General features: G+C 60.9%; 20 protein-coding genes. 4 read left to right on the top strand and 16 right to left on the bottom strand.

The window, feature by feature from the left end; genetic code table 11:
* Positions 1–64: 64 nt before the first annotated feature.
* The 10 genes from ElP_RS13890 to ElP_RS13850 form a co-directional block, all read right to left on the bottom strand.
* Positions 65–484 carry an HNH endonuclease gene (locus tag ElP_RS13890; RefSeq protein ID WP_145270213.1) on the bottom strand — a complete coding sequence of 140 codons (420 nt, stop codon included), beginning with the start codon at positions 482–484 and terminating at the stop codon, positions 65–67.
* 145 nt (positions 485–629) lie between these two features.
* Positions 630–962: a hypothetical protein gene (locus ElP_RS13885; RefSeq protein WP_145270211.1), complete on the bottom strand. Its 333-nt coding sequence runs from the start codon at positions 960–962 to the stop codon at positions 630–632.
* A gap of 64 nt (positions 963–1,026) precedes the next feature.
* Positions 1,027–1,212 (bottom strand): hypothetical protein, encoded by a 186-nt coding sequence (locus ElP_RS13880; protein WP_145270209.1) that lies wholly within the window; start codon positions 1,210–1,212, stop codon positions 1,027–1,029.
* Complete coding sequence (locus tag ElP_RS13875; RefSeq protein WP_145270207.1) at positions 1,209–1,781, bottom strand: J domain-containing protein; 573 nt, start codon at positions 1,779–1,781, stop codon at positions 1,209–1,211. The genes ElP_RS13880 and ElP_RS13875 overlap by 4 nt, the downstream gene beginning before the upstream one ends.
* Complete coding sequence (locus ElP_RS13870; RefSeq protein WP_145270204.1) at positions 1,778–2,221, bottom strand: hypothetical protein; 444 nt, start codon at positions 2,219–2,221, stop codon at positions 1,778–1,780. Before ElP_RS13870 ends, ElP_RS13875 begins: the two co-directional genes overlap by 4 nt.
* Positions 2,218–2,631 (bottom strand): hypothetical protein, encoded by a 414-nt coding sequence (locus tag ElP_RS13865; protein ID WP_145270202.1) that lies wholly within the window; start codon positions 2,629–2,631, stop codon positions 2,218–2,220. The genes ElP_RS13870 and ElP_RS13865 overlap by 4 nt, the downstream gene beginning before the upstream one ends.
* Before the next feature lie 5 nt (positions 2,632–2,636).
* Positions 2,637–3,440, bottom strand: a complete 804-nt coding sequence (locus tag ElP_RS13860; RefSeq protein ID WP_145270200.1) for a lytic transglycosylase domain-containing protein — start codon at positions 3,438–3,440, stop codon at positions 2,637–2,639.
* On the bottom strand, positions 3,427–3,675 hold the full coding sequence (locus ElP_RS13855; protein WP_145270199.1) for a hypothetical protein: 249 nt from the start codon (positions 3,673–3,675) through the stop codon (positions 3,427–3,429). Before ElP_RS13855 ends, ElP_RS13860 begins: the two co-directional genes overlap by 14 nt.
* Positions 3,672–3,824, bottom strand: coding sequence for a hypothetical protein (locus ElP_RS38035; protein WP_197446974.1), 153 nt, complete (start codon positions 3,822–3,824; stop codon positions 3,672–3,674). The genes ElP_RS13855 and ElP_RS38035 overlap by 4 nt, the downstream gene beginning before the upstream one ends.
* A gap of 61 nt (positions 3,825–3,885) precedes the next feature.
* A complete protein-coding gene (locus ElP_RS13850) occupies positions 3,886–4,305 on the bottom strand; it encodes a hypothetical protein (protein ID WP_145270197.1) in 420 nt (139 codons plus the stop codon).
* Between the two features lie 268 nt (positions 4,306–4,573).
* On the opposite strand from ElP_RS13850, the gene ElP_RS13845 reads away from it, so the two are divergent.
* From ElP_RS13845 to ElP_RS13830, 4 genes are all read left to right on the top strand, one after another.
* Complete coding sequence (locus tag ElP_RS13845) at positions 4,574–5,008, top strand: GIY-YIG nuclease family protein (RefSeq protein WP_145270195.1); 435 nt, start codon at positions 4,574–4,576, stop codon at positions 5,006–5,008.
* 75 nt (positions 5,009–5,083) lie between these two features.
* Entirely contained in the window at positions 5,084–5,272 is a 189-nt protein-coding gene (locus ElP_RS13840; protein ID WP_145270193.1) for a hypothetical protein, read from the top strand.
* A 59-nt stretch (positions 5,273–5,331) separates the two neighbouring features.
* Positions 5,332–5,661 (top strand): hypothetical protein, encoded by a 330-nt coding sequence (locus ElP_RS13835; RefSeq protein WP_145270191.1) that lies wholly within the window; start codon positions 5,332–5,334, stop codon positions 5,659–5,661.
* 400 nt (positions 5,662–6,061) lie between these two features.
* Positions 6,062–6,490: a PDDEXK family nuclease gene (locus tag ElP_RS13830; protein ID WP_145270189.1), complete on the top strand. Its 429-nt coding sequence runs from the start codon at positions 6,062–6,064 to the stop codon at positions 6,488–6,490.
* A gap of 56 nt (positions 6,491–6,546) precedes the next feature.
* Here ElP_RS13830 and ElP_RS13825 read toward each other — a convergent pair whose 3' ends face one another.
* The 6 genes from ElP_RS13825 to ElP_RS13805 are packed head-to-tail and all read right to left on the bottom strand — an operon-like array spanning position 6,547 to position 11,228.
* Positions 6,547–7,455 carry an AAA family ATPase gene (locus ElP_RS13825; protein ID WP_197446973.1) on the bottom strand — a complete coding sequence of 303 codons (909 nt, stop codon included), beginning with the start codon at positions 7,453–7,455 and terminating at the stop codon, positions 6,547–6,549.
* Complete coding sequence (locus ElP_RS13820; RefSeq protein WP_145270187.1) at positions 7,452–8,072, bottom strand: DUF2312 domain-containing protein; 621 nt, start codon at positions 8,070–8,072, stop codon at positions 7,452–7,454. The genes ElP_RS13825 and ElP_RS13820 overlap by 4 nt, the downstream gene beginning before the upstream one ends.
* A gap of 20 nt (positions 8,073–8,092) precedes the next feature.
* Positions 8,093–8,269, bottom strand: coding sequence for a hypothetical protein (locus tag ElP_RS38030; RefSeq protein WP_197446972.1), 177 nt, complete (start codon positions 8,267–8,269; stop codon positions 8,093–8,095).
* Entirely contained in the window at positions 8,266–9,504 is a 1,239-nt protein-coding gene (locus tag ElP_RS38025; RefSeq protein WP_197446971.1) for a hypothetical protein, read from the bottom strand. The genes ElP_RS38030 and ElP_RS38025 overlap by 4 nt, the downstream gene beginning before the upstream one ends.
* A gap of 35 nt (positions 9,505–9,539) precedes the next feature.
* A complete protein-coding gene (locus tag ElP_RS13810; protein WP_145270185.1) occupies positions 9,540–10,454 on the bottom strand; it encodes a YqaJ viral recombinase family nuclease in 915 nt (304 codons plus the stop codon).
* Positions 10,455–10,457: 3 nt separating this feature from the next.
* Positions 10,458–11,228, bottom strand: coding sequence for a hypothetical protein (locus tag ElP_RS13805; protein ID WP_145270183.1), 771 nt, complete (start codon positions 11,226–11,228; stop codon positions 10,458–10,460).
* Positions 11,229–11,230: the final 2 nt, after the last annotated feature.

Below are 11,230 nucleotides of genomic sequence, written 5' to 3'. Positions count from 1 at the left end.
GCTTCCTTATACACCCTACGCATACGGCGAAATGTTACGGCGGAATCCCCCGAGCCGCCTGTCTTTATGCCACGGTGGAAGAAACGCTGGCCATGACCTCTTGGGGCGGCATTTCCGCCGCGCCATCCAGCCAGGCAGTCGGCTGGCCAGGCAGGCATATCGGGATGCCGTCGGGCGGCGAGGGGAGCATCATCATCTCAAAATCAGGCAGCTGGCCCAGCAGCCAGATCGCCCGAAGGAACTCACGCGGAGTCATGTTGGCCTTCGCTTCGTTGCAATCGCGACAGCAGAGCACCAGGTTGCTGTTGCGTGAACGGCTGCCTTTATCCCCTTGCCACCGGGCACGGGGAATCAGGTGGTCGAACGTCGCATCGAGCGGATGAGGTTTGCCACTCTCCGGAAACCGCATCCCATCCTCGCAGTAGCCGCACCGGCCTTTCTGGTTGCTGAAGAATCGCTTTCGCCTTCGTGCTTTGTGCTGCATGGCTACCGCTCCCGCCCCGGCGGTTCTTTGTCCTGAAGCGCCCAAACCAGCGCGGCAATCCACGCGGAGAGGAACGTCGCCCCCGGCAGCCAGTAGGCCAGATGGTGCGGCGTTTCCCTGCCTTTGGCGATTTGCTCCGCCCAGTTCATAGCTTCCGCTTCGCTTCCAGACAGGCGGCCATGAGGGCTTGGCAGAGGTTATCGTGCATTACCTCTGCTTCCCAAGGAATCACCACCCGCCACGGAGCGTTCGGCAACCCCGCATAGTAGGCGATGGTAAGCCCTTGCTCGGCATCGTCGCACCACTCCCGCACCGCAGCCATTACTGAATCGAGCTTTCCATAAGAGAAAATCTGCCCCTCATTGCAGGCCGGGTTGTGCCCGCATACGGCGTCCTGATACAGCGTAGCCTCTCGGCAGTTCTCCCAGCCCATCACCTCCTTGGCAAAGGCCAGCGCAATATCCGCTAACTCACTCATGACGGATACCCGAACAGCAAAATCCAGCAGGCGAAGGACAGGGCGCAGGCAAAGCGGAAATAGGTCATGGCTCCTCCTTGAGTGGCTTGGTTAAATCAGTGGCGTCGAGCGCCTTCCGGCCGGCTTCCCCCATCGGGTAGCCGTGTCGCCAGAGCATCAGCCCTTCCCGGGCAAGCCGTAGCCGCTCCGACAGGTCGCGGATGGCGTTGTGCGCCGCCTCCAGCTCGGAAATCTGCCCATTCCCGGTCACGCAGCACCCCGCAAAGCCGCCGCCCTGGCATCGTTGAGGCGTGCCATCGCGTCAGGATCGCCTCCGGCGTCAGGATGAGCCGATTTCGCCTTTTCACGGAACGCCCGCTCGATTTCCTCGCGCGATACGCCCGGCTGGATGCCCAGCACTTCCCACGGCGAGTCTGGGAAAGCCAACGGCGAAGGCAAGGCGGCATAGCCGCGGAAGGAGGCACGCACCAGGTTCAGGCCACCGTGCCGGAGTTTCGTCCGTTCCGCTTCGATGACGTGATGGATCGCCTGCAGGTTTTCCTCGAGCTTGAGGTAGCGATCGACGGCAATGCAGGTGGCGATGCCGTCCCAGGTGAAATAGACCGCAACGCCCGAATCCTTCGGGTTCCGGTCCATCAGGGACACGTTGCTCGACACCACGACCTTTTCAACCTTGCGCCCGCTGTCAGCGCCAAACAGGCGGAGCGAACCGAGCACGTTGTCGATCGCTGCGGAAAGACTTGTTTTGAACTGGCTCTTGGCTGGGCGTGGCGTACGCGGCCAGCTCGTCGGCCATTGCAAGGGGTACTCCTGCGTCATGCGGCTGGCTCCGGCCATACCGCAGGGTCAGGCCATGCCTGCGCATCGCTCAGGGAAGGCTTCACCTCAACGGTGCCACGGCATTCCATCTGCCGCTGCTGCTCAGCGCGGTACCGCTCCAGGCGGTCGACGGCGCAAAATACGTCTCTTCCCAGCTTTGAGAGAAAAGTCAGCGGATCGACTGGCCCACGCTCGCCGCTGATGGCCACCTGGTCGATCAGGCCAGGGTCTAGATCCGTGATGGCGATGCATGCTGCCTGGAGCTGCCGCAGAGAAACCACGGCACAGAGCGTCTGCGAGGCGGGGGAAATGTCTTCTACTTTCATGGTCTGCTCCTTCTTCAGTTTGGCGATTCGCAATGCGATGTCATCGGCGTGGTGGTAGTCGTGTTTCTCCATGGCTGCTTCCATCGCGGCCATGGCGCGTTCCAGTTCGGTCATGCGCCCTCCTGGGCGTCGATAGCCGAAAAGGGTGACGCGGTGCCCTGGAGCAAATCCCGCAGCGCCTCCGCTTCCTTCCGGCTAGGCACGTGGAAGCAATACCCCCAGCGGTTCTCCCCCACCGGACGCACGGCCCACTGATCGTAATAGGCGATGTCGCAGAAGCATTCCCAGGTCTGCGGTCTATCTGCAATCACAGCCGAGGTGGCAAATCTCTTCGCCTCATCCACGATCTTGAACAGGTCGCCCTGGTGCACCGGCGAGTAGCCGCGTGCCCGGCACCATTCCGTGAGCTTGCCGTTCAGCCAGGCCGCGAAGTCCTGCGGCACCACCGTTTCCTGCCCGCCGGTTGCCGGCAGCACCGACCGGCTGGCACGGTGCATTTCGTCTACGATTGCCTCCTGAGTCATCCTCCTTACTCCATCGCCGCGTATTGTTTCAGCGTGCCCTGATGCCGCTCGTAGGCAGCGTTCATCTGGACTTTCATCACATAGGTTTTCGTCTCAGCCGGAAGCCGCTCCGGGTGACCGCCTTTCCTCATCCAGCCTTTCAGCGCCCCCTCGCCCATGTTGTAGCTGGCGATGGCGAGCGCTTCCTGCCCCAGCGAGTCGAGCTTCCGCTTGAGATACCGCGCGCCGCCGGTGACGTTCTGCTCCAGGTTCCAGGGGTTCAGCCCCATCTCCGCCGCCGTGCTCGCCAGGAGCTGGGCCGGGCCGATAGCCCCTGCGCTGCTCACGTCCATGCTGGTCTTGAACGAGTTCTCCGACTTCAGCAGGCCGATGTAGAGGTAGGGGTCAACGCCTTCCTGGATCGAGGCGCGGTAGGCGAGGTCATAAAGCACTCGCTTCTCCGCCTCACGCTTCTGCCTGGCTTCCTCCTTCGCCGCCTGTTTCGCGTCCAGCTTCGCCACCTGCTTCTTCGCCTCCTTCGGAGCTTCCGGCTTTTTCGGCGCCTGAAGGATGACCGGCTTGCTCACCAGCTCTTGCGCTTCCACCGCAGCGGAACGGTTCGCCCGTTCCAGCGTGGCCTTGTCCTCGGCGGTAATCACCCAGCTTGCCGACCGAGCCGCATCGATGGGCTGGCTCTGGACGCTGTACGCGATGCCGCAGGCGGCGACGACGGAGAGGATCAGAGCCGACCAGAACGGTTTGTCACCGTCCATGTGGCAGCCTTTGGTCGCCGGGCGACGCTTCGGCTGGGGTTTCTTACTCTTTGTCATCGCCCAATTCCTTCAGGTTTAATGGTTTCGCTCGAAATAACTTCCGCACGGCGGCCTGCTTGTCGTTCTTTCGAAGCAGCAGCTTTTTGGCCTCGTACGTTTCATGGATTTTCCGTTCTTCCTCCGCCTGGAAATTATCGATCACCTGGCAGATCAGCGTTTTCTCGTGGCTGTACAGCAACTCGTCCTGCGCTACGTGCTTCTTCAGCCGCTCCATGGCCTCATTGAGCCTCATGGCCGCCTCCCGTGGTGCTGCACCAGGCTGTCGCTGGTGCGGTCGATCCCGGGCTTCACCAGCGGTGCCAGCACCTCCTGGCAGAAGAGTTCCAGCCGGGCGCGCTTCTCTTCGCGGGATTCTGGCTGTTGAATTGGGATGATGGCCATGGTGGATTCCTTTCCTCGGTGTGGGGCGGGTCGATCACCGACCGAACCCGCCGTGCTCCGGTTAGCTGGCCTTCTTGGCGGCGCGAGGTTTGGACACGCGCTCGTTCTCGTTCGCCACTTCGGCCTGCACGAACTCGAACGCCGGAAGACCAGTTTCTTCGTCCAGCTGGATGGAATAGCGGCCGGGCTTAATCTTCAGGCTTCTGGTGGCCGAGGTCGCGGAAACCGTCAGGGAAGTGCCTTTGCCGTCCTTATCGCCTTTCAGTACACGCGTATCTTGCTCTCCTGCGTCGGCCTGCTTGAGGAAGAGCGTGTTGGCGCGTTCGGGGTCATCCAGGAACTGAAGGTGCTGGCCGGCTGCCAAACCGAGTTCGTCCTGCGCGGCCTTGTTGATGCGAAGATCGCCGCCTTGCGTCACGGTGATGGTGGGGTTGGGGTTGGCCGAAGAGCCGCGCGCCAGTTTGATTATGCGAAGTGCCATTGTAGTATTCCTTTTGTTGGTTGGTAGTAACTGCGAAGCCGCTTCTATCGGCTTGACGATATAAGAATTACTGCATATGATAGCAAATGTCAACAGCTTTCAGGAGATGAAAGAATGAAGGTAGAAAAGCAAGGAAAAGTCAGAGGGTTCTATCTGCCGGTAGAGCTAATGCAATGGCTAGATGAGGAGGCGGCTCGGCAAGATCGCTCGGCCAGCAAGTTGTTATCACAGCTGGTAAGGAAGGCCAAGGAACAATCGGAGAAGAAGTGTGGGGCGAAATAACGTCAGCCCGGATGTGCGACATAGGCCGCCAGCCAACTCGATCACGATCTACAAAATGACGTGTCGTAAGTCGAAGCGAGTGTATATCGGAAAGGCCAAAGATCTCGACAAGCGGATCATCGGTCACTTTCAGTCGTTAATGTTGAATGGCCACCCTAACAGCTTGATTCAGGTTGATTTCTGGCTCTTTGGACTGGCATCTTTTGAGTTCAAGCCCTTGCTTGTCGTTCCTGCGGAATGCGCGACGGAGTTTGAAAGTCGCGTCATTAAAGCGTTCGCCCTCAAGGCTCACATGTATAACATGACCGGTGTTGGAAACAACCGCGAATTATCAGCAAGAGCATTCGGATGGCACGGCAGGATAGCCCACATGGAGAGCAAGATCGCTAGACAGAAGAAGCGTCCAAAACAGGAGCCTTGACGCTCCCCTTATATCCCGCTTGACAATTCCGCATGCCGCCTTAATGTCGATCAAACCCGCCATTCGAGGCCCCGCATGTCCCAGCCCACCAACGACCACTGGCCCGTTTCTGAAGCTCCTCCCGAAGTAGCCGACCGTATCCGTGCTTTGCCGGATGCAGAGCGTCTGGAAGCCGAAGCGCAGCTGCGGCGAGAAATCGTGAACCGCTCGCGTGCTCAGCGTGTAAATGGCAGCGAAGCCGCTGTACCGTCCGTCGCCTTATGAACGGGCTTCCCTGCGACGATGCGGAACGAGCGCGGATCATCGCGTTCAAGCGGCAATACATGCGGCTGACCGGCAAGCAGATCGCCGATACCTTCCGCCGTTCGGAGGCGACCGTTTCCGCCATCCTGGCGTCTGCCGGGCTGACCGATCCGAAGCCCTACAAGCCGGACCGTGGGAAGCAGTCTCCCGTCGAAGGGAAGCCTACCGCGATGCGGGTAAACCCGCTGGTCTTCGCCGAATCGATGCTCCGCGATTTCGACCGCGACACCATGCGGTACCAGGGGAGGGTGCGGCACCTGGACGACATCATGCAGATGGCGAACGCCGAGGCGGCCAAGCAGGACATCCCGCCGCTGCTCTACAGCGAACGCTGGAAGCCCGCCGCGTGAATCGGTCGCGCGGGCCTATGACGAAGCAAGAGAAGAAGCGGTTGCGGCGGGAGATCGAAGCCAAGACCGGCCCAACTACTCGCGTGCTTTTGATAGAACCCGGTTATAGCGCGGCGCCGCAAGAAGTCCTCGACATCTGGTACGACGAACCGGGGGTTAAGTAATGAGCGGGCCGTGCCTCACCGATGCCGAGAAGGCGCTGGTCAAGCGGTCGTACCGGAAGGAGCCGAATATCGCCGCCGCGGCACGAGCGGCGAATCGTCACCAACCGAAGACCGACGGATGAAATACGGCGCGGCATGCTCAGCGGTAAGCCGAGTTTCCCGCCGCGCCACCATTCATGCAAAGGGAGCGGCCAGTAGAGCGAGGGATGGATCAGTAGGCAATGTGGAAGGCAGGGATGGTGAATAAGCAGAGTGTAATCGACGGCAGCCAGCCGCAAACCCGCTGGAAGGCCGGGTGGCGCGAAATCGGCGGAAAGCGGAATTACTACCGCAGTGCGTGGGAGAGCAACTATGCCCGGTACCTGGAATGGCTGAAGTCGCTAGGCGAGATCCGGGACTGGAAGCACGAGCCCTGCACGTTCTGGTTCCCAGGCATCAAACGCGGCTGCGTGAGCTACCTGCCTGACTTTCTGGTGATCGAGCGGAACGGCGAAGAAGCCTACCACGAGGTGAAGGGCTGGATGGACGCCCGGAGCGCCACCAAGATCAAGCGGATGGCCAAGTACCACCCGGCGGTGCGGCTGGTCGTCATCGATGCCAGGCAATACCGGCTGATCAAGGCCCAGGCTGAGCGGCTGGTGCCAGGCTGGGAAACGGCCGCGTAGCGGATGCCGTCCTGACCGATCAGGCCGCAAAGCACCCGCTCACGCGACATCCATCGTCAGCTCGCTTCTGGCGAATCCTCTCGTCCATCGACCGGCGGCCACGGCATCTTGGCGATCGATTCCATCGCCCAAGTCTCCGTCCACAGCGGCGGCATCACGGCTTCCGCGTGGGGCCTTACCGATGCGACCAGGCGGGATAATACCGCTTTCGCTTCTACCGGCTGGCCATAACGGGGTGCAAGGATTACATCCCGCTTCAGCCCCTCCATGAGCTGCCGCAGCACGGCGGGCGATGCCCCGGCAGTCACTTCCGTGAGCAGTTCCATCGACTCTTCTGGCAAGGTCATAGGCGCCAGGTATCGGGTCAGGATCGCAAACCGAGCGTCAGCATCCGGCTCCAGGATTTCGAGCTGCATGCCGAATCGGCGCCAGATGGCGGGGTCGATATCGTCGCTCCGGTTCGTCGCGGCGATCATGATTCCCGGAAAGGTATCGATCTTCTGCAGGAGCGAGATGACGATGCTGTTCCGCTCATTGTCGGCGTTCCGGGCTCCGCTGACCCTTTTGGACGCAACCGAGTCGAATTCATCCAGGAACAGGATGCACTCCTGACTCTGCGCCCGCACCGCGTCGAACAGCTTGTTCACGTTCTGGCCGGTCCCCCCGAGAAAGCTGGTGATCAGGGAGGCCATGTTGACCAGAATCAGTGGCAGGCCGAGCCTCGCCGAGAAATGGTGGGCGAGCGTCGTCTTGCCGCAGCCGGGCGGCCCGGAGAGCATCGCCGTGCGGCGTGGCTTGAGGCCATAGGAAGCCAATTCCTCCTCCGCCGCCAGCTCGACCAGCCATTGCCGCACGGCCAGCCGGATTGCCGGAGAGAGGATCGGCGGCTCCGCCTCCTCCGGCTTGAGCACCTCGGCGAAGTCGGTGATATCCCGCACTGGCCGGAAGCCCTGAAGCCCGCTCAAGCGGCTTCTCCCGTCGCGCCGCCTTCGCTACCGCCATGTCCTTTCTTCGGCGAGCGTCGCCACGCTTCCGGCAGTTCCATGCCGTCGCTCCCGGCGGTCATGCACCACTCTTCATCCCACGCCGATCGGCGCGGATCGCGGGCCGGGAACGGGTTGCTCGTAACGGGCTCGCCTTCCAGCGCCGCCTGGCGTCCCATGTCGCGGGCTTCCTGGACCGTGATACCAGAAAGTGGGTCTGCGTTCGCTGCTTGCTCCGGCTCTGAAGCATCAGGGAAGGCGCCAGGATTCTCGCCCTCCGCCATCGCTTCTTTGGTCAATCGCTTGATAGCAGCCTCACCGAGCGGTGTGCCATCCAGCATGCCGAGGGATGCCTTGTAAATGTCAATTAGGGCTTCATGCTCTTCCCGTTCGGCATGCTCCATTTTCCTCAGTTTTATGATGTGGCGCATGGTCTTCGGATCGAACCCGTTACCCTTTGCCTCGGCATAGATATCCCGGATATCCGCCGCTATGCTCGCCTTCTCCTCTTCCAGTCGTTCGATTCGTTCGATCAGGCTTCGTAACCTTTCACCAGCAACGCCCCCGGCGCGATTACTATTATGTCCCGGTAGTGCCATACTGTCTTTCCACTTCAATCCTAATGTTTAACTGATTCCTGGCGGGACGGGCAGATGTGGATTTTCACCTCCACAACGCCATACCCATCCGTGTTAAGGCCCAGCAGCAATTCACCGCAGGCGTTATGCTCCAGGCAGGCGGAGATGGCGCGCCGCACCACCTCGCCCATCTTCCGGTCTTTCTCCTCCTGCGTCACGCCGCCGGCTTTCCTCCTAGGCGTTCCAGGCTGGAGGCATAAACCTCCATGCACCACTGGTGCTGGGCAGGCCGCAGCGACTGCAGCTGAGCCAGCTGCTTGGCGTTATTCTTCTGCAGGAGCTGCAGCTTGTCCGCATCCGGTGCCGCCAGGCACATCGCCTCCCATGCGGCTGCCCAGCCGTCCAGATCCAACTGCGAGGTGTTCCCGGGCATCGGTTTCATGCCGATCAGAGCGGCGGAGAAGGGTACGCTCGGCTTGACTTCGGCCTGAGTGCCGGCCTGCTGGGTTTCGGGCTTCTCTTCAGCGGGGATTTCCCCGGTTTCCGGGTCGTAACCAGGCTTCCCTTCCTGCGCGGCTGGCTTTTCCTTCCTGAGCTTTTCCTTGATGGCTTCCGCACGACTACCCGGCTTGGCCGCATCTTCGGTCGATTCCTCCGGCTCGAACCAATCGGTAGCCTTGCTCATGCCGTCCTTCAGGCTGTTGTAGATTTTCGTCAGAGAGATGATCAGAGGTGGGTTGATGGCATCGACGCGCCGTTGAATCCGCTTCTCAATCTGACCCTTCGTGACTCCCAGTTCATTGAACATGGCGACCATGGAAGCGATGCGTTCAGGCGTGGCGGTCACCTTCGTGGTGAGCGTGACGTTGCATTGGGCCAGGGCGGCTTCGATCATGTCGCCGTCGATGCTGTTGAGGATGCATCCGCGCTCTACGCGCTTGGCTTGGTTGGCGAGCAGTTCCTTGATGTCGCGTTCTTCCTTTAGTGGATAGCCGCCACCCTTCGTATCCCGCCAATGCCTGACGATGAACGTAACGCTCTCGCGGGTATTGTTTTCCGCATCCCAGGCGAACGCTTCCACCTCGCTTTGACCGACGCCGTCAGCACCTTTCGAGCGGGAAAGTTCCCGCCAGCCCGATTGCAGGTTGCCCCATGCGTTCTTCGCCGCTTCCGCCAGGCGGATGGAAGGTCCTGTTATCTCAGTTCCCCCGCGGGCGTAAGAGTAGGTCGCCACGCTGGCCAACCCTTCGCGGCTGCAATCCAGCACCAGCTTTTCGCGCGCCTCGATCTTATCGCGTGGGAATTGCCTTGCCATCATGACGGCTACCTGTACCTCTGCAAGCGTTCGCTGCATGAGGGCTTGCGTTCCGGCTGTCTGGCTCTGCACGTTTCGTGGTGATGCCGCGACCATGCTGTTTTCCATGGGGGCCACTTTGGTTGATATATCGTTCATGGTGTTTCTCCTTTTTTGAGTTGATTGATTATTGATTATTTCAGCAGGAATCGCCGGTTCGGCTCGCCGATAACGGTGTATCGCTGAGCTATGGAAGGCTGCTCTTTCCTCAGGCTTGCGGCGTCGATGCGCTCCGCACCTTTCGCCAGTTTCCATGTCGCTAAGGTCTTCCCACCTTCGTCCACGAGCGACTCGCATTCGCCCATATAGGCTTTGATTTTGACTTGCAGCGCTTCCTCCTCGGTTTCTACCCTTTTCGCGACAGCCTTCAGTGCTTTCAGCTCCTCCAGTGCCTCCTGGATATCTACCGTCGCTAACGTGCTCGCGCCCAGACTCACCGCCCTATAGATGCGGGCGCAATCTTCGTTTGAGATGGGCTCGGGCGGGGTGCGGTCTTCCACCATCCGCCAGAATTGTGCCTCGGCCTCAACGATGATCTCCTGCAACTCGGGATCGGCCTGGACAACGAAGTATTTCGGCCGGTTGGAGGCGATCGAAACGGTGACGTCCGCGACCTGCCTTCCCGTCACGATCATGCCGTGCTGGACCTGCAGGAGATACTCATGCGGGATCTCGTCACTCCCTGCTTCACCCCATTCCTTGCCGTACGCGGCCGTTTTGAACTCCTGCAGTCGGTCTTCGGTCAACCCGTCCGGGTTGTAGATCATGAAAGGATACGCATCGCTCCGAATTGCACCATCAGGTAGCATGACGACCTGCCCGGTAGTGTCGGCGTAATGCTGCCGTAACAGCGGCTCCATCGCCTTCCCCCGCATCATTTCCCACGTTTCGTCTTCCGGTTCGGCCTCGCCGATCTTCTCCAGGTAGAGCTGATACGGGGATTTCCATTTGGAGAGCCCGAGGACGGCGGCGCAATCACTCCCGCCGATCCCGGTCCGACGCTGGGCATGCCATTCGGGTGTTCCGGTTTCAATTTTGCTCGTCTGCACTACCTACCTCACCACCGCTTCGGATTTCTCAAAGATCTTGGCACCCTTCAGCTCCCGGCCACCGGCCGCCACGAAGGCGTTGACCGCCTTCTGCAGGGCTTCCAGCGGGATATGCGCCCGCAGGGCGTCCAGATCGAGCTGGTTGCGATCAGTCACCTCGCCCACCCAGCGGGTGCGGAGGCTGGCCAGGCTGCCGCTTGAGCCGCGAGCTTGGGCCATACCGGCGGGCTTGGCTGCAGCGGAGGCGTGGGCGCGTAAGGCCTGCTGCTCGGTCACCTGGGCCTGATCCAGGGCGGATTCCGCGAGCGGCTGGAGTTGGGCCGCTTCCAGGGCGGCGGCGGCTTCGGCTTCCTTCTCCGCCTGAAGACGCAGGGCTTCCGCCTCTTCCAGACGACGGCGGCGCTCTTCCTCGGCTTTCAGCTTGAGGTAGGCGTCGAGCGGCTTCTGGGCTTTCGTCTTGGCGGCATCCAGCTGGTCGATGTAGCCCTTGAAGAACCCATCTACCGCGCGTCCGAGCGACAGGAACGGCTCCTTCTCGGCGACACGGGCGGATTCGAGGTTCTTCCGCTGCCCGGTCAGCAGCTTGATCAGATCGCCGATCTTTCCGGCGGTAGAATCATCCTCGCATCGCTCGGGGATGCGGCCGACGCTTTCGACCAGCTTTTCGGCGTTGGTCAGCAGCGATTCGTGCGCGCTGAGCAGCGATTCGCGGAGCATTTCGGCGTCACTTGGTGGGGCATTATGCCCGATCGTCGGTAGTGCTAGCGTGGTCATCG

It is taken from the genome of Tautonia plasticadhaerens, assembly GCF_007752535.1.
In the GTDB taxonomy this organism is placed as follows: Bacteria; Planctomycetota; Planctomycetia; order Isosphaerales; family Isosphaeraceae; genus Tautonia; species Tautonia plasticadhaerens.
This window is presented reverse-complemented; position numbering and strand designations above follow the sequence as displayed.

Excerpts from the sequence above, each read along its gene's own strand:
- ElP_RS13890 (WP_145270213.1), bottom strand. The coding sequence starts at position 484 with ATGCAGCACAAAGCACGAAGGCGAAAGCGATTCTTCAGCAACCAGAAA.
- ElP_RS13885 (WP_145270211.1), bottom strand. The coding sequence starts at position 962 with ATGAGTGAGTTAGCGGATATTGCGCTGGCCTTTGCCAAGGAGGTGATG.
- ElP_RS13875 (WP_145270207.1), bottom strand. The coding sequence starts at position 1,781 with ATGACGCAGGAGTACCCCTTGCAATGGCCGACGAGCTGGCCGCGTACG.
- ElP_RS13870 (WP_145270204.1), bottom strand. The coding sequence starts at position 2,221 with ATGACCGAACTGGAACGCGCCATGGCCGCGATGGAAGCAGCCATGGAG.
- ElP_RS13865 (WP_145270202.1), bottom strand. The coding sequence starts at position 2,631 with ATGACTCAGGAGGCAATCGTAGACGAAATGCACCGTGCCAGCCGGTCG.
- ElP_RS13860 (WP_145270200.1), bottom strand. The coding sequence starts at position 3,440 with ATGACAAAGAGTAAGAAACCCCAGCCGAAGCGTCGCCCGGCGACCAAA.
- ElP_RS13855 (WP_145270199.1), bottom strand. The coding sequence starts at position 3,675 with ATGAGGCTCAATGAGGCCATGGAGCGGCTGAAGAAGCACGTAGCGCAG.
- ElP_RS38035 (WP_197446974.1), bottom strand. The coding sequence starts at position 3,824 with ATGGCCATCATCCCAATTCAACAGCCAGAATCCCGCGAAGAGAAGCGC.
- ElP_RS13850 (WP_145270197.1), bottom strand. The coding sequence starts at position 4,305 with ATGGCACTTCGCATAATCAAACTGGCGCGCGGCTCTTCGGCCAACCCC.
- ElP_RS13840 (WP_145270193.1), top strand. The coding sequence starts at position 5,084 with ATGTCCCAGCCCACCAACGACCACTGGCCCGTTTCTGAAGCTCCTCCC.
- ElP_RS13835 (WP_145270191.1), top strand. The coding sequence starts at position 5,332 with ATGCGGCTGACCGGCAAGCAGATCGCCGATACCTTCCGCCGTTCGGAG.
- ElP_RS13830 (WP_145270189.1), top strand. The coding sequence starts at position 6,062 with ATGGTGAATAAGCAGAGTGTAATCGACGGCAGCCAGCCGCAAACCCGC.
- ElP_RS13820 (WP_145270187.1), bottom strand. The coding sequence starts at position 8,072 with ATGGCACTACCGGGACATAATAGTAATCGCGCCGGGGGCGTTGCTGGT.
- ElP_RS38025 (WP_197446971.1), bottom strand. The coding sequence starts at position 9,504 with ATGAACGATATATCAACCAAAGTGGCCCCCATGGAAAACAGCATGGTC.
- ElP_RS13805 (WP_145270183.1), bottom strand. The coding sequence starts at position 11,228 with ATGACCACGCTAGCACTACCGACGATCGGGCATAATGCCCCACCAAGT.